The sequence below is a fragment of the Mycobacterium sp. NGS15 genome (genome assembly GCF_059813245.1).
Map to the genome: position 1 here is coordinate 204,757 of NZ_JCALEF010000003.1, position 15,260 is coordinate 220,016.

Below are 15,260 nucleotides of genomic sequence, written 5' to 3' on the forward strand. Positions count from 1 at the left end.
CTGTATTGATCGGGCCCTGTACTGATCGGAATCTGTACTGGGCGAGGACGGAACATCGCGCGCCCCGGCGACGTTGAGGACGACATGGCAACACGTGACATCACCGCTGACGCGTTCAATGACGTGGTCCACGACAACGACATCGTGCTGATCGATTTCTGGGCGTCCTGGTGCGGACCGTGCCGTCAATTCGGGCCGGTCTTCGAGGCATCGTCGAAGGAGAACCCTGACGTTGTGCACGCGAAGGTAGACACCGAAGCCGAGCAGGCTCTGGCGGCGGCGGCGAATATCCGTTCCATTCCGACTCTGATGGTGTTCAAGCAGGGCCAGCTGGTGTTCAACCAGGCCGGTGCGCTGCCGGCGGCTTCGTTGGCTGATCTGGTGCAGAAGGTCCGGGATCTGGACGTCGAGGCGGCGTTGCGCGAGCAAGAGGCGTAACGCCCCAGAGCGGCACCGCACGGAAACGATTTGGTGCAGTCCGGCGGGGTCGGTTATATGGACGCATGAGTTTCGTGCTGGTGGATCGTCCACGTCCGGATATTGCCTTGATCACCCTGAACCGGCCCGAGCGGATGAATGCGATGGCGTTCGACGTGATGCTGCCCTTCAAGCAGATGCTCGTCGACATCAGCCACGACAACGACGTGCGCGCTGTCATCATCACCGGGGCTGGTAAGGGCTTTTGTTCGGGCGCCGATCAGAAATCCGCCGGGCCCATCCCTCATATCGCAGGGCTGACCCAGCCGACGATTGCGCTGCGATCGATGGAGCTGCTCGACGATGTCATTCTCACCCTGCGCCGCATGCACCAGCCAGTGATCGCCGCTATCAACGGCGCCGCCATCGGCGGCGGTCTGTGTCTGGCGCTGGCCTGCGATGTTCGGGTGGCGTCCGAGGCCGCCTACTTCCGGGCCGCCGGTATCAACAACGGCCTCACGGCCAGCGAGCTAGGCCTGAGCTACCTGTTGCCGCGCGCTATCGGCACGTCCCGTGCTTCGGACATCATGCTGACCGGCCGGGATGTCGACGCCGACGAGGCCGAGCGCATCGGTTTGGTATCCCGCACGGTGTCCTCCGAGTCGCTGCTGGAAGAGTGTTACGCGATTGGAGAGCGCATCGCCGGGTTCTCTCGTCCAGGGATCGAGTTGACCAAGCGCACCATTTGGAGTGGGCTGGACGCCGCTAGCCTGGAAAGTCACATGCACCAAGAGGGTCTGGGCCAGCTATATGTCCGGCTGCTCACCGACAATTTCGAAGAGGCCACCGCCGCCCGCAAGGAGCAGCGCAAAGCGACCTTCAGAGACAAGCGCTGAGCACGCGACGCGTACACAGCATTCAAGGAGTAAGTAGTGATTACCGCGACGGACCTCGAGGTCCGCGCCGGCGCCCGCACGCTTGTCTACGCGCCGGGCCCCGCGTTACGTATTCAGCCCGGCGACCGTATCGGGCTGGTGGGGCGTAACGGGGCCGGCAAGACCACCTCGATGAGAATTCTGGCCGGCGAGGGCGAGCCGTACGCCGGATCGGTGTCTCGGATCGGCGAAATCGGTTATCTGCCACAGGATCCAAAGGAAGGGAACCTGGATCTGCTGGCCCGTGATCGGGTGCTGTCGGCGCGCGGCCTGGACACCATCATCAGCGAGCTGGAGAAGCAGCAGACGCTGATGGCGGAGCTGGCCGACGACGATCAGCGCGACAAGGCGATTCGCCGCTATGGGCAGCTGGAGGAGCGCTTCTCCTCACTGGGTGGGTATGTCGCGGAGAGCGAGGCCGCCCGCATCTGTTCAAGCCTCGGGTTGCCCGAGCGGGTGCTGATTCAGCCGCTGCGCACACTGTCGGGTGGTCAGCGGCGACGCGTGGAGCTGGCCCGGATTCTTTTTGGTGCGGCAGAGGGCGGTGCGGGGTCGAACATGACGCTGCTGCTCGACGAGCCGACCAACCACCTCGACGCGGATTCGATCGGCTGGTTGCGCGGCTTCCTGCAGAACCACGACGGCGGGCTCGTGGTGATCAGTCACAACGTCGATCTGCTGGCCGATGTGGTCAACAAGGTGTGGTTCCTGGATGCGGTCCGCGGCGAGGTCGACGTCTACAACATGGGTTGGCAGAAGTACCTGGACGCTCGGTCGCTGGATGAGCAGCGCCGCCGGCGCGAGCGGGCCAACGCGGAGAAGAAGGCATCGGCGCTGCGTACTCAGGCTGCCAAGATGGGTGCCAAGGCAACCAAAGCCGTTGCTGCGCAGAACATGTTGCGTCGCGCCGAGAAGATGTTGTCAGGACTCGACGAAGAGCGGGTAGCCGACAAGGTGGCCCGTATCAAGTTCCCGACGCCCGCGGCATGTGGGCGGGTGCCGTTGGTGGCCAAGGGACTGACCAAGAACTACGGGTCCCTGGAGATATTCACCGGCGTCGACCTGGCCATCGATCGTGGCTCACGAGTCGTCGTTCTTGGGCTCAACGGTGCGGGGAAGACAACGCTGCTGCGACTGCTGGCGGGCGCGGAGACGGCAGATGCCGGCGCGCTGGAACCGGGCCACGGCCTCAAGCTCGGATACTTTGCGCAGGAGCATGACACCCTCGACGATCACGCGACGGTGTGGGAGAACATCCGCCACGCCGCTCCGGATACGGGCGAGCAAGAGCTGCGTGGAATCCTGGGCGCCTTCATGTTCAGCGGTCCACAGTTGGAACAGCCGGCGGGAACGTTGTCCGGCGGTGAGAAGACCCGTCTGGCTCTGGCGGGTCTGGTGGCCTCGACCGCGAATGTACTGCTGCTCGACGAGCCGACCAACAACCTCGACCCCGCCTCACGTGAACAGGTCTTGGACGCCTTACGCAGCTACTTGGGTGCTGTCGTTCTCGTCACGCACGATCCGGGCGCCGCTGAAGCCTTGAATCCGCAACGTGTGGTGTTGTTGCCGGACGGCACCGAAGACTACTGGTCGGACGAGTATCGGGACCTCATCGAGCTGGCCTGACCATTTCTGATACGCCATCCGCGTCTCGTTCACCTGCGTGATCACATTTGCGCTATGGTGCAACCGGGTCGAGCCGCCCATAGGGGCGGCGGTATGGAGTCGGGAGAGAGGTCGCGATGGCGACAACACGCGACGAGGAGCGTGCCGAGCTGAAGGCGGCATACGAGAAGGGGGCGAGCATTCGCACGCTCGCCGCGGACGCAGGCCGATCGTATGGTTATGTGCATCGCGCTCTCGTGGAATCGGGCGTCACCCTGCGCGGGCGTGGTGGCCCGAATCGGCGCGGCCGGAAGGTCTAACCGGCGTCCGACACGCTGTGTGCCCGTTGAGCTTTCGGCCGCCAATTGTTGCTACCGTTATGCGATGCGAGGACAAGGCGGTATCCGGAACATCGGCGTGCTGGCGCTGGCGGCGCTGACGGCATCCGGTTGCGCCGGTGAGGTGCGTCAGCTTGGCGACTCGGTGTCGCCCGTGGCCACGACGACGGCGCTGCCGCAGACATCAACACCGGCACCGGAGACATTCCGCGTCACCGCCTGCGAGACGGTCAGCGGGGGTGGCGGCAACAACGTGGCCACACAGCTGCGAGATGTCCGTGTGGGCAAGCAGGACGACTACGACAGGGTCACCTTCGAATTCGGGCCGGCCGCCAAGGCTGACCCGAAGGCCAAGGTGGCGTTGGATCAGCTGGTGGTTCCCAAGTACTCGGTGGACAGCCCCGCCAGTGTCTCCGCGGGCCCCAAGGGAGATAAAGTCATCGTCGCCGGTACCGCGTTGCTCGGCGTGCTGTTCGAGGGCGCGTCCGCTCATGAGGCTGATAGGCCCGTCCGGTCGTATCCGGGTCCCAGTGAGATCAAGCCGAAGGACTTCCCGATTCTGGCGGAGGCCGAGCAAGGTGAGGACTTCGAGGGGAAGGTGCGGTGGGCGTTGGGTCTGAACAAACAGCGCTGCCCCCAGGTGAGCACGCTGACCAATCCGCCCCGTCTAGTAGTGGATTTGCCGCACTAGGGTGTTTGTGACCGGGCACGATCGCTCGGCCCCCGGTTAGCCACGGGGGACAATCTCCAGTCGAATGCCAGCGGTTCGGCGTCGGACACCGTACATTCGCTAACCATGTATCGATACCTGGTACCGCTTGTACTGGTAGTCGGCCCGATGGCGGGTGCCCCGCAGGCGGCGGCTGCGCCGGCGTGCCCGACATTGACCGACGGTGGCGCCGAGAACTACGCCAATGTCCTGCACGATGTGCGCATCGAAACCCTCGATGACCTCGACAGGGTGACGTTCAGCTTCGGAGCGGACAAGCTGGCGCCGCCGGTGGGACCGGTGACGTATTGGCAGACCCCGCCATTCTCGGTCACGCCGGTCGACGGGGGATACGCCGTGGCCTTCCGCGGCGCGGCGGCGCACGACACCGTCATGGGGACCTACGACCGTCCCGAAAACCGGCAGGTGAAGTCGTTTCCGCAGCCCAATGATCTCGGCGCCCCTCCCGGCTCCCCGGTGGTCCGATCGGCTCGGCTGATTCAGGATGCGGATATCTTCAAAAACAAGAACGGTGTGATGGCGTGGAAAGTCGCGGCACAGGCGTCCAAATGCCCGGTCGTGTACATCGCCGACACGCCCGCACGGGCCGTCATCGACTTCCCGCACTAATCCGCCGACAGGCGGGAAACATCGTGCAGGTGATGTATCGGATCATGCACGAAGTACAGACCCAGTGTCTCGACCGTGAACATCGAACCGTTGCTTCGTCGTCCCCGGCGGCGTAATGCCGACTCCGGGACGTCGGCGAAGGCGGCCGCTACAGCTTCGCCCGCCGCGGTGAGCTCGATGGCAACCGCCTGTGGGTCTTGGTCGGCGTAATGGTCCTCGACGGCCGTCTTGTCCTGGTCCCAATTCTCGAAGAGCGGATCATCCTCGGCCAGCATGAGCTGCAGCCGGGTCAGGAAGATGCGGAACACGTCGCGGACGTGTGCTCCGTACTCCAGCGGCGACCAGGTCTGCTCGTCGGGGCGTAGACGCGCCTCGGGGTGGGCCAGTATCCGATGCCATGCGCCCAGGTCTTCCCGCACGATATCGGGTATCCGGGCGAATGATGTTGCGGCGGGGTCAAATCCGCATTCTCCGCAGGGGCGTTCGAGGACCCAGGTCCAATCCTTGGAGTCAGGCGTGATCGGCACGGCGCACCGAATCTTCGACGAGATCCAACACGCGGCTGAGGCTCTCGGTGGATTCGCCGGCCGCCAGACGTGCCACTAGGCCGTCGAGTACCAGATCCAGATAGCCCAAAATCACCTCGCTGGACACATCCTCGCGCAACCGGCCGGCCTTCTTCTGGCGTTGTAGCCGGGCCAAGGTGGCGGTGTTGAGCTCTTCAGAGCGCTGGTTCCAGCCGCGCCGGAATTCAGGGTCATTGCGCAGTTTGCGCGCGATCTCCAAACGCGTTGCCAACCAATCGAATTGATCCGGATCGGCCAGCATGTCGCGCATCACCTGTACCAGGCCCTCGCGGCTGGCGACATTGGCCATCCGTTCGGCGTCCTCGCGGGCGAGTGCGAAGAACAAGGTGTCCTTGTCACGGAAATGGTGAAAGATCGCCCCCCGTGACATGCCGATGGTGTGCTCCAGACGGCGCACGGTGGCGCCGTCGTACCCATACTCGGCGAAACAGCGCCGCGCGCCATCGAGGATCTGGCGGCGACGAGCCGCGAGGTGATCCTCGCTAACGCGCGGCACTGTTGGTCAGCCGTTCTAGCCGGCCAGCATGTTCCGCAGCACGTACTGCAGGATGCCGCCGTTGCGGTAGTAGTCGGCTTCACCGGGGGTGTCGATCCGGACCACCGCGTCGAACTCGACCTGGAAAGACACAGTGCCGTCTTCCGCAAGTCTTTTTGCCGTCACGTGCACGGTCTTCGGCGTCGAGCCCTCGTTGAGCTTCTCGATACCGCTGATGTCGTAGGTCTCGGTGCCATCGAGCTTGAGCGAGGCCGCCGACTCCCCAGCCGGGAACTGCAGCGGAATGACGCCCATACCAATCAGATTCGACCGGTGGATGCGCTCGAACGACTCGGTGATGACGGCCTTGACGCCCAGCAGGCGGGTGCCCTTGGCAGCCCAGTCCCTGGACGAGCCTGACCCATATTCTTTACCGCCCAGCACCACCAGCGGAATGCCGGCCTTCTGGTAGTTCACCGAGGCGTCATAGATGAACGACTGTGGGCCACCCTCCTGGGTGAAGTCGCGGGTGTAACCACCCGAGACATCGTCCAGCAGCTGGTTGCGCAGACGGATGTTCGCGAAGGTGCCCCGCACCATCACCTCGTGGTTGCCGCGCCGCGAACCCAGCGAGTTGTAGTCCTTGCGGTCCACACCATGCTCGTCGAGGTACTGCGCCGCCGGGGTGCCCGATTTGATGGAACCTGCTGGCGAGATGTGGTCGGTGGTCACCGAGTCGCCGAGCAGCGCGAGCACGCGCGCACCCTTGATATCGGTGACCGGCGTGGGCTCTAGCGGCATCCCGTCGAAGTACGGCGCCTTACGCACGTAGGTGGACGTGTCGGCCCACTCGAAGGTGTTGCCTTCGGGGGTGGGCAGACCGCGCCAGCGCTCATCGCCCTTGAAGACGTCGGCGTAGGAATCGGTGAACATCTGGCGGTTGATCGACGACGCGATGGTCTCCTCGATCTCCGAGGCGGTGGGCCAGATGTCCTTGAGGAAGACATCGTTGCCGTCGTGATCCTGTCCCAGCGGGTCGGTGTCGAAGTCGAAGTCCATGGTGCCCGCGATGCCATAGGCGATGACCAGTGGCGGGGAGGCCAGGTAGTTCATCTTGACGTCGGGGGAGATGCGGCCCTCGAAGTTGCGGTTACCGGAGAGCACCGCGGCCACCGACAGGTCGTTGTCGTTGATGGCCTTGGAGATCTCGTCGGGCAGCGGGCCGGTGTTGCCGATGCACGTGGTGCAGCCGTAGCCGCCCAGGTAGTAGCCCAGCTTCTCCAGGTACGGCCACAGTGCGGCCTTGTTGTAGTAGTCGGTGACGACCTGCGACCCCGGGGCCATGTTGGTCTTGACCCATGGCTTGGTGCTGAGGCCCTTTTCGACGGCCTTCTTTGCCAGCAGGGCGGCACCCAGCATCACCGACGGGTTGGAGGTGTTGGTGCACGAGGTGATGCCCGCGACCACGACCGCGCCGTGGTCCAGAACGAAGTTGCCGCGCTCGGCGGATGTCACCTTGACCGGCTTGGACGGGCGGCCCTCGCCGCCGTTGGCCGCGGAAGGCGTGGCGTCGACTGACCCGTCGTCGGCGAAGGACAGCACCGCCACATCGGAGGCGGGGAAGGATTCTTCGATCGCTTCGTCGAGTTGGGTGTGCGGCGTGGCAGCGGCCGGGCCGCTCTCGGCATCGTTGGTGTAGTTGTGGATGTCCTTCCGGAAGGCGTTCTTCGCGTCCGACAGCTCGATGCGGTCCTGGGGGCGCTTGGGCCCGGCGATGGACGGCACGACGGTAGAGAGGTCGAGCTCGAGGTACTCAGAGAACGCGGGCTCGTGATCGGCGTCGTGCCACATGCCCTGTTCCTTGGCGTAGGCCTCGACGAGTGCCAGCTGCTGATCGTCGCGGCCGGTCAGGCGCAGGTAGTTGATGGTCTCCTCGTCGATCGGGAAGATCGCTGCGGTAGAACCGAATTCGGGGCTCATGTTGCCCAGCGTGGCGCGGTTGGCCAGTGGCACCTCGGCCACGCCCTTGCCGTAGAACTCGACGAACTTGCCCACCACGCCGTGCTTACGCAGCATGTCGGTGACGGTCAGCACGACGTCGGTGGCGGTGACGCCCGGCTGGATTTCGCCGGTGAGCTTGAAGCCGACCACACGAGGGATCAGCATCGATACCGGCTGACCGAGCATGGCGGCCTCTGCCTCGATACCGCCGACACCCCAGCCGAGGACGCCGAGGCCGTTGACCATCGTGGTGTGCGAGTCGGTACCCACACAGGTGTCCGGGTACGCCTGCCCGTTCCTCGTGAAGATGGTGCGGGCCAGGTACTCGATGTTGACCTGATGCACGATGCCGGTGCCCGGGGGGACGACCTTGAAATCGTCGAAAGCGCCTTGGCCCCAGCGCAAGAACTGGTAACGCTCGGCATTGCGCTCGTACTCGAGTTCGACGTTGCGCTCGAAGGCGTCGGCGGTGCCGAAGACATCGAGGATCACCGAGTGGTCGATGACCATCTCGGCAGGGGACAGCGGGTTCACCTTGTCGGGATCGCCGCCGAGTGCCGAGACGGCCTCACGCATGGTGGCCAGGTCGACGACACAGGGCACGCCGGTGAAGTCCTGCATGACCACACGGGCCGGCGTGAACTGGATCTCGACGCTCGGCTCCGCCGAAGGGTCCCAGTTGGCCAGGGCAAGGACATGGTCCTTGGTGATGTTAGCGCCGTCCTCGGTGCGTAACAGGTTCTCTGCCAACACTTTCAGACTGTAGGGCAGTTTCTCGATACCGGGCACGGCGTTCAGTCGGAAGATCTCATACGACTCATCGCCAACCTGCAGAGTGCCGCGGGCGCCGAAGGAATTCACCGATTCTGTCTTGTTAGGACTGCTAGTCACATCAGCTCCAAAGCTCGCTCGAAGGCCACCCGCCGGCGGGCTGTGCCAGGCGGGGTTCCGAAGGCGCCACCGCAGATGGCTGCCTTCCATCGCTAGTCTAACAGTACGCTTGTCCCGTAATAAGGGGGATGCCCAAATTTCACCCCCATTTCCACCTCGGCACGCGCCGCCCCTCGTTCGGGGCGTCGCTGCGCCCGCTAAATGCGGCGTGTCTGTGCGCGCAACGCCGTGCGGGGCGCGGGTTAGATTGATCGCGTGACGCCGCAGCACTTGCCGACCTTCATCCCTGCAGAGTTGTGCCAGGCGGTGGGCGTGTCAGTGCAGACCGCGGGCGCCGATCCGCTGGGCTGGTCGGCCAAGTGCCTGGAGATGACGCGCACAGACGTCAACGAGGATGGGGTCGCCGCCCCCTCGGCCGACGTTGCCGGATTGAAGGATGTCGTTGCGAAGGCGCATGCCAAGAACATCAATCTGAAGGTCATCGCGCTTCCCAACAATCCCGGGATCGACACACCGCTGCGCGATATCGCCACCGAGATCGGCAAGGACCATCCGGACGCGACGATCCTCGTCATCAGCCCGTCTTTCGCCGGTACCTATAGCGCCACGTTCGACAGGGTGACGTTGGAGGCCGGGCAGGACGTCGCCAAGACCGGCAACCCCGTGCTGTCGGCCAACAACTTCGTGGACGAGCTCGGGCGCGAGCACTTCTCGTGGACGGCGCTGACCATTGTGCTTGTCCTGTTCGTCGCGGCACTCTGCGCTGGAATTACGCTCCTCCGGGGCCGATTCACGAATGACTCGGTTAAGTAACGATTTGCAAACCATTCGCGCAGTCGGTTTCGCCGCGAAATAGCCGCGCGCACTATGGAACCCGGATGATCTGCCGGTATTCAATTCACGTCAATTAACCGTCGGAAGACGTCTCTTCAATTGCCTGTCAGAGGCCAATTAATTACACGAATGTAATTTGTGACTAAAGTTTCATTAGTTGCCAAAGTGACGTACGGTGCAAGTGGCGCCAAAGTGGTTAGTGCGTCTTATGTGACAACTGGGAGCGTGTCGGGGAAGGGCCGCTATGACCGAAAAGGCTCACCGAACGCCGAAGACCGAGGAGACGGCAGACCGGATGAAACGGACAGTCCCGCAGCATTTCGCGGACCGTTTCGCGGTGCGCGGCAAACGGACCGCGGCAGTCGCCCTGATAGTGCCCCCGCTGATGGTGGCCAGTCTGATGATGTGGCCCAACACGCTCGCCGTTACCTCCGCCGAACCGAACGACATGGCCTCTCTGATCAGTCAACTGGCCGACACCAACCAGCAGATCGAACAGCTCACCGCCGACGTGCAGACCCAGCAGGAATCCATCAACAAGGGATTGGTTGATCTTCAGGACGCGCGTGATAATGCGGCCGGCGCCGCCCAGGCGGTCGAAGAGGGCCAACGTGCCGTCGATACCGCCAACGGTGCAATTGCCGAAGCACAGGGCAAGTTCGACCGGATGGCCGCGGCCACCTATATGGCGGGCCCTTCGGGCTCGTATCTGACCGCCACCAACCCCGACGACGTGGTGCGCCTGGCCTCGGTGACCAAGAGTGTCGAGACAAGCTCGCAGACCGTCATGGACAACTTGCGCCGCGCACGCACCGAACAGGTCAACAAGGAGTCGCAGGCGCGGGCCATCCAGGAAAAAGCCGACCAAGCCGCCGCTGACGCACAGAAACAGCAGGACGACCTGGTGTCGGCGATGAAGGATGTGCAGAAGAAGCTCGAAGCGCAGCGCGGAGCCGCCGCGGATCTCGCCTCCAAGAAGAAGAGTGCGGAGGCACAGCTCGCTGCCGCGCGTGGCCCGGCCTATGCGGCAACGACCGCGACCGCGCGGGTGATCAACCCCGATGCGGCCATCGCGGGTAACGGCAATGAATGGACTGGGGGAGCGGCTCCGGCGGCGGCCAGCGGCGGCGAATGGGACACCACGCTCCCGATGATCGCCAGTGCCAACGTGCCTACCGATCCGACGCAGACCATCAACATGGTGCTGGGCATCGGCAACACTGCGGCCAATGTCGGTCAGTCCGCCGTATGCGGCGTCATCGGCATGTTCTGCCCCAAGCCCGCCCCGGCGGCAGCTTCTAACTCGGGTGGCGAGTACATCCCCAAGGTTTACGGCCGGGAGAACGTGGAGCGGGTGATTGCCCGTGCCGGTAGCGCGATGGGCACGCCGTACTCGTGGGGCGGTGGTTCGTACAACGGGCCGACTCGCGGAATCGACTCCGGCGCAGGCACCGTCGGATACGACTGCTCCGGGCTGATGATGTACGGCTTTGCCGCAGTCGGCATCAGACTCAGGCATTACACCGGGTACCAGTACACCTCCGGGCGTCAGGTACCGAGTGCTCAGATGAAGCGCGGCGACATGATCTTCTACGGCCCCAACGCAAGTCAGCACGTTGCGCTGTACCTCGGCAATGGGCAGATGCTCGAGGCGCCGAACACCGGCGACGTGGTCAAGGTGTCGCCGGTGCGGACCAGCGGCATGACGCCGTTCGTAACCCGATTGATTGAGTGGTAGAACCTGTGAACACAGCGAAAACGACCAAGTTGCTAAAAGTTCAGGGCCTCTTCGTGTTACGTGCGGCCCTCGCGATGGGGATCGCTATCGCGCTAGTGCTGTTCATGGGTGTACCGCGAGCCACTGCCGACGACAACCCGATCAGTCCGAATGTCGGTACGGCGTTTCTCAATGCTCTCGGACTGAACCCGTCGGGCGGCGACTGGGACAACACCCTGCCCTTCGCGGGGCCAAGCCAGGGTGCCGACCCCACGAAGATCATGAACGGGGTCATGGGGGTCGGACAGACCGCCTTGGGTGCACTGGGCATCGGCGGGAATCGCGGGTCGGCGGGTGCCGGACGTCCGCTCGTCTATGGCCGTCAGGCGGTGGAAGCGGTGATCCAGCGCGGTGGCACACAGCTGGGTGTTCCGTACTCGTGGGGTGGCGGCACCGTGCGTGGGCCAAGTGGCGGTGTGGACTACGACGCCGGCAAGGTGGGGTACGACTGCTCCGGCTTCACCATGTTCTCCTACGCGGCTGCCGGCGTGAAGCTGCCCAAGTACTCAGGCGATCAGTACAACGCGGGTCAGAAGATTCCGGTCTCGCAGGCAAAGCGCGGGGATCTGCTGTTCTACGGACCGGGTGGTTCTCAGCACGTGGTGATCTACCTCGGCAACGGCCAGATGCTGGAAGCCAGCGGCAGCGCGGAGAAGGTGACGGTGTCTCCGGTGCGCACGGGAGGCATGACTCCTTATGCCGTCCGCATCATCGCGTGGTAGCTCTTCTGATCCTTCATGTGAGCTAGAACGGCGCGCCAGCGAACGGGTACGTGGACCAAATCCCGGGATGCTGGAATAGTGGAGCGGAGGCGCCGCCCAGGGTTGGGTGCCGCTCACATGCACATGGCCACCAAGAAGCCACCAACAAGGCATGAAATCGTCAGGTAGAGCCGGAGGGAAGTTGATGTCATCACCAGGGTCACCAGGGGGAGGTGCCGGGTACTCCGGCGGAAGCGCGGGCCCCGCGTCGCACGCCCCGCAGGGTCCGACATCACCGGCTCTGGCCGCCGAGGTACAGAACCTTGAGCGCGCCATCTTCGAGGTCAAGCGCGTCATCGTGGGGCAGGACCGGCTCGTCGAGCGAATTCTCGTCGGCCTGCTCGCCAAGGGGCATGTGTTGCTCGAAGGTGTGCCCGGTGTTGCCAAGACGCTGGCGGTCGAGACCTTCGCCAAGGTGGTGGGTGGCTCGTTCTCTCGTGTCCAGTTCACCCCGGACCTGGTGCCTACCGACATCATCGGTACCCGCATCTACCGTCAGGGCAAGGAGGAGTTCGATACCGAACTCGGCCCGGTGGTGGCCAACTTCCTGCTGGCCGACGAGATCAACCGTGCGCCTGCCAAGGTGCAGTCAGCATTGCTCGAAGTCATGGCCGAGCGGCATGTCTCTATCGGCGGCAAGACGTACCCGATGCCCAAGCCCTTCCTGGTGATGGCCACACAGAACCCCATCGAGAACGAGGGTGTGTACCCGCTGCCGGAGGCGCAGCGCGACCGTTTCCTCTTCAAGATCAACGTCGACTATCCGACCGTTGAGGAAGAGCGCGAGATCATCTACCGGATGGGTGTCACGCCACCAGAGCCCAAACAGATTCTGTCCGCCGAGGTGCTGCTGCGCCTGCAGGATCTCGCGGCCAACAACTTCGTGCATCACGCCCTGGTGGACTATGTGGTTCGGGTTATCTCGGCCACCCGTAACCCCGCACAGTTTGGGCTCGGCGACGTCGCCAACTGGATCTCCTACGGCGCGAGCCCACGTGCCTCGCTGGGCATCATCGCGGCATCCCGGGCACTGGCTTTGGTGCGGGGGCGCGATTACGTGATCCCACAGGACGTCATCGAGGTCATTCCGGACGTGCTGCGCCACCGCCTGGTGATGAGCTATGACGCACTGGCCGACGAGGTTTCTGCCGACACCGCGATCAACCGGATTCTGCAGACGGTTGGCCTGCCGCAGGTGAATGCCGTCCCACAACAAGGACATTCGGTGCAGCCGGCGATGGTCGGGACAAACGGCCCGGTCCCGGCCGCCCATAACGCCGCGCCCAGGTGAGCACATCCAGTCCGGGCGCTGCCCGGCCGGTAGACATCCCGTCCCTGCGCCGGGGTGAGATCCGTGATCCGCAGCTCTCGGCGGCGCTGCGGACGTTGGAACTGAAGATCCGTCGCAAGCTTGACGGGGTGCTGCACGGCAATCACCTTGGTCTGATACCCGGCCCGGGGTCAGAGCCGGGCGAGTCACGCATGTATCAGCCCGGCGACGATGTGCGCCGGATGGATTGGTCGGTGACCGCGCGTACGACCCACCCGCACGTCCGCCAGATGATCGCCGATCGCGAGTTGGAGACGTGGCTGGTGGTCGACATGTCGGCGAGCCTGGACTTCGGGACGACGAACTGCGAGAAGCGCGACCTGGCGGTCGCGGCGGCGGCCGCCATCATCTTCCTCAACAGTGGTGGGGGAAACCGGCTCGGCGCGCTGATTGCCAATGGGGACAAGATTGTTCGGCTACCGGCGCGGTCCGGACGTGCTCATGAGCAGGACATCCTGCGCAGCATCGCCACCATGCCGAAGGCTCCTCAGGGCGTCCGGGGTGACCTGTCGTTGGCGATCGATGCCTTGCGGCGGCCGGAACGCCGCCGTGGCATGGCCGTCGTGATCAGTGATTTCCTCGGCCCCATTAACTGGATGCGGCCGCTGCGCGCCATTGGTGCCCGCCACGAGGTGCTCGGCATTGAGGTGCTCGACCCCCGTGACATGGAGCTGCCCGACGTCGGCGAAGTGCTGTTGCAGGACGCCGAGACCGGCGTCACCAAGGAGTACCGGATTGACGAGAATCTGCGCCGGGATTTCGAACAGGCGGCGGCCAGGCATCATGAAGAGGTGGCACGTACATTACGTCGTTGCGGTGCACCGCTTTTGAGCCTGCGGACTGACCGTGACTGGATCAACGACATCGTGAGATTTGTCTCCCAACAGCGCCGTGGTGCAGTGGCGGGGACGGGGGCGGGGGCTCGATGAGCGATCTGCCGTTCTTCGGGCCGATGACTCTCACGGGCTTCACTCACCCGTGGTTCTTCCTGGTGCTGCTGGTAGTTGCCGCGTTGGTCGGGCTGTATGTGTTTGCGCAGTACCTGCGCGAGAAGCGTGTGCTGCGATTCGCGAACACCGAGCTACTGGACTCGGTGGCCCCGACTCGGCCCCGTGCCTGGCGGCATGCCGCGACAGCACTCCTGGTGGTTGGCTTGCTGGTGCTGACCATCGCGCTGGCCGGTCCCAGCCATGACGTGAGGATTCCCCGTAACCGTGCCGTCGTGATGCTCGTCATCGACGTATCGCGGTCCATGGAATCGACCGATGTCGCCCCCAATCGCCTGGGTGCCGCGAAGGAGGCCGGTAAGGAGTTCGCCCGCAACCTCACCCCGGGCATCAACCTGGGTCTCATCGCGTATGCGGGGACCGCGACGGTGCTGGTCTCACCCACCACGAACCGGGACGCCACCGTGAACGCCCTGGATAATCTGCAGCTCGCCGATCGCACCGCCACCGGTGAGGGCATCTTCACGGCGCTGCAGGCCATCGCGACGGTGGGTGCGGTCATCGGCGGTGGCGACAAGCCGCCTCCGGCACGCATCGTATTGATGTCCGACGGCAAGGAAACGGTTCCGTCGAACCCCGACAATCCGAAGGGCGCCTATACCGCGGCGCGTACCGCCAAGGACCAACAGGTACCAATCTCTACGATCGCGTTTGGCACCAAGGACGGGTATGTCGAGATCAATGGGCAGCGCCAGAACGTCCCGTATGCCCCCGACATGATGGAGAAGGTGGCCAAGCTGTCGGGTGGGGAAACCTACACGGCGTCCACGCTCGGCCAGCTCAAGGAGGTGTACGCCAACCTGCAGCAGCAGATTGGGTACGAGACGATCCGTGGCGATGCCAGTGTCGGATGGCTGCGGCTGGGTGCGCTCTTGGTGCTCGCGGCGGCCTTCGTTGGGCTCGTGATTAACCGGCGTCTCCCTAACTGATTCGGTGTCCGCTCGCGGGTTCGGTTGGGCCCGT

Annotated in this window: 14 protein-coding genes and 1 pseudogene; 12 read left to right on the forward strand and 3 right to left on the reverse strand. The window is 64.1% G+C overall.

What is annotated here, in order from left to right; genetic code table 11:
* Positions 1-84: 84 nt before the first annotated feature.
* From trxA to AC5Y5C_RS08695, 6 genes and pseudogenes are all read left to right on the forward strand, one after another.
* Entirely contained in the window at positions 85-438 is a 354-nt protein-coding gene (gene trxA, locus AC5Y5C_RS08670; protein ID WP_499970996.1) for a thioredoxin, read from the forward strand.
* Positions 439-503: 65 nt separating this feature from the next.
* Positions 504-1,313 (forward strand): enoyl-CoA hydratase, encoded by an 810-nt coding sequence (locus AC5Y5C_RS08675; RefSeq protein ID WP_499970997.1) that lies wholly within the window; start codon positions 504-506, stop codon positions 1,311-1,313.
* Positions 1,314-1,349: 36 nt separating this feature from the next.
* Positions 1,350-2,978: an ABC-F family ATP-binding cassette domain-containing protein gene (locus AC5Y5C_RS08680; RefSeq protein ID WP_499970998.1), complete on the forward strand. Its 1,629-nt coding sequence runs from the start codon at positions 1,350-1,352 to the stop codon at positions 2,976-2,978.
* Between the two features lie 116 nt (positions 2,979-3,094).
* Positions 3,095-3,277, forward strand: a complete 183-nt coding sequence (locus AC5Y5C_RS08685) for a helix-turn-helix domain-containing protein (RefSeq protein ID WP_499971000.1) — start codon at positions 3,095-3,097, stop codon at positions 3,275-3,277.
* 64 nt (positions 3,278-3,341) lie between these two features.
* Entirely contained in the window at positions 3,342-3,986 is a 645-nt protein-coding gene (locus tag AC5Y5C_RS08690) for an AMIN-like domain-containing (lipo)protein (RefSeq protein WP_499971001.1), read from the forward strand.
* 48 nt (positions 3,987-4,034) lie between these two features.
* Positions 4,035-4,634: pseudogene (locus tag AC5Y5C_RS08695) on the forward strand (hypothetical protein); the annotation flags it as partial.
* On the opposite strand, the gene AC5Y5C_RS08700 reads toward AC5Y5C_RS08695, so the two are convergent.
* The 3 genes from AC5Y5C_RS08700 to AC5Y5C_RS08710 are packed head-to-tail and all read right to left on the reverse strand — an operon-like array spanning position 4,631 to position 8,558.
* The gene (locus AC5Y5C_RS08700) at positions 4,631-5,161 is read right to left on the reverse strand and encodes a DinB family protein (RefSeq protein ID WP_499971002.1); all 531 of its coding nucleotides are present in this window, start codon (positions 5,159-5,161) and stop codon (positions 4,631-4,633) included. The pseudogene AC5Y5C_RS08695 and the gene AC5Y5C_RS08700 sit on opposite strands and share 4 nt — an antisense overlap.
* Positions 5,145-5,717 carry a TetR/AcrR family transcriptional regulator gene (locus AC5Y5C_RS08705; protein ID WP_078288046.1) on the reverse strand — a complete coding sequence of 191 codons (573 nt, stop codon included), beginning with the start codon at positions 5,715-5,717 and terminating at the stop codon, positions 5,145-5,147. The genes AC5Y5C_RS08700 and AC5Y5C_RS08705 overlap by 17 nt, the downstream gene beginning before the upstream one ends.
* Before the next feature lie 15 nt (positions 5,718-5,732).
* Entirely contained in the window at positions 5,733-8,558 is a 2,826-nt protein-coding gene (locus tag AC5Y5C_RS08710) for an aconitate hydratase (RefSeq protein WP_499971805.1), read from the reverse strand.
* Between the two features lie 285 nt (positions 8,559-8,843).
* Here AC5Y5C_RS08710 and AC5Y5C_RS08715 point away from each other — a divergent pair, with 285 nt between their 5' ends.
* The 6 genes from AC5Y5C_RS08715 to AC5Y5C_RS08740 all read left to right on the forward strand — a co-directional run bounded on the left by AC5Y5C_RS08715 (position 8,844) and on the right by AC5Y5C_RS08740 (position 15,226).
* Positions 8,844-9,401 carry an Rv1476 family membrane protein gene (locus AC5Y5C_RS08715; protein ID WP_499971004.1) on the forward strand — a complete coding sequence of 186 codons (558 nt, stop codon included), beginning with the start codon at positions 8,844-8,846 and terminating at the stop codon, positions 9,399-9,401.
* Between the two features lie 316 nt (positions 9,402-9,717).
* Positions 9,718-11,160, forward strand: coding sequence for an NlpC/P60 family protein (locus AC5Y5C_RS08720; protein ID WP_499971807.1), 1,443 nt, complete (start codon positions 9,718-9,720; stop codon positions 11,158-11,160).
* 74 nt (positions 11,161-11,234) lie between these two features.
* Positions 11,235-11,921, forward strand: a complete 687-nt coding sequence (locus AC5Y5C_RS08725; RefSeq protein WP_499971809.1) for an NlpC/P60 family protein — start codon at positions 11,235-11,237, stop codon at positions 11,919-11,921.
* A 184-nt stretch (positions 11,922-12,105) separates the two neighbouring features.
* Positions 12,106-13,251: a chaperone MoxR1 gene (gene moxR1 / locus AC5Y5C_RS08730; protein WP_499971006.1), complete on the forward strand. Its 1,146-nt coding sequence runs from the start codon at positions 12,106-12,108 to the stop codon at positions 13,249-13,251.
* The gene (locus AC5Y5C_RS08735; RefSeq protein ID WP_499971009.1) at positions 13,248-14,219 is read left to right on the forward strand and encodes a DUF58 domain-containing protein; all 972 of its coding nucleotides are present in this window, start codon (positions 13,248-13,250) and stop codon (positions 14,217-14,219) included. The genes moxR1 and AC5Y5C_RS08735 overlap by 4 nt, the downstream gene beginning before the upstream one ends.
* A complete protein-coding gene (locus AC5Y5C_RS08740) occupies positions 14,216-15,226 on the forward strand; it encodes a VWA domain-containing protein (protein ID WP_499971011.1) in 1,011 nt (336 codons plus the stop codon). Before AC5Y5C_RS08735 ends, AC5Y5C_RS08740 begins: the two co-directional genes overlap by 4 nt.
* Positions 15,227-15,260: the final 34 nt, after the last annotated feature.

Coding starts and splice junctions, on each gene's coding strand:
- moxR1 (WP_499971006.1), top strand. CDS start 12,106: ATGTCATCACCAGGGTCACCAGGGGGAGGTGCCGGGTACTCCGGCGGA.
- AC5Y5C_RS08740 (WP_499971011.1), top strand. CDS start 14,216: ATGAGCGATCTGCCGTTCTTCGGGCCGATGACTCTCACGGGCTTCACT.
- AC5Y5C_RS08685 (WP_499971000.1), top strand. CDS start 3,095: ATGGCGACAACACGCGACGAGGAGCGTGCCGAGCTGAAGGCGGCATAC.
- AC5Y5C_RS08690 (WP_499971001.1), top strand. CDS start 3,342: ATGCGAGGACAAGGCGGTATCCGGAACATCGGCGTGCTGGCGCTGGCG.
- AC5Y5C_RS08725 (WP_499971809.1), top strand. CDS start 11,235: ATGGGGATCGCTATCGCGCTAGTGCTGTTCATGGGTGTACCGCGAGCC.
- AC5Y5C_RS08720 (WP_499971807.1), top strand. CDS start 9,718: ATGAAACGGACAGTCCCGCAGCATTTCGCGGACCGTTTCGCGGTGCGC.
- AC5Y5C_RS08675 (WP_499970997.1), top strand. CDS start 504: ATGAGTTTCGTGCTGGTGGATCGTCCACGTCCGGATATTGCCTTGATC.
- trxA (WP_499970996.1), top strand. CDS start 85: ATGGCAACACGTGACATCACCGCTGACGCGTTCAATGACGTGGTCCAC.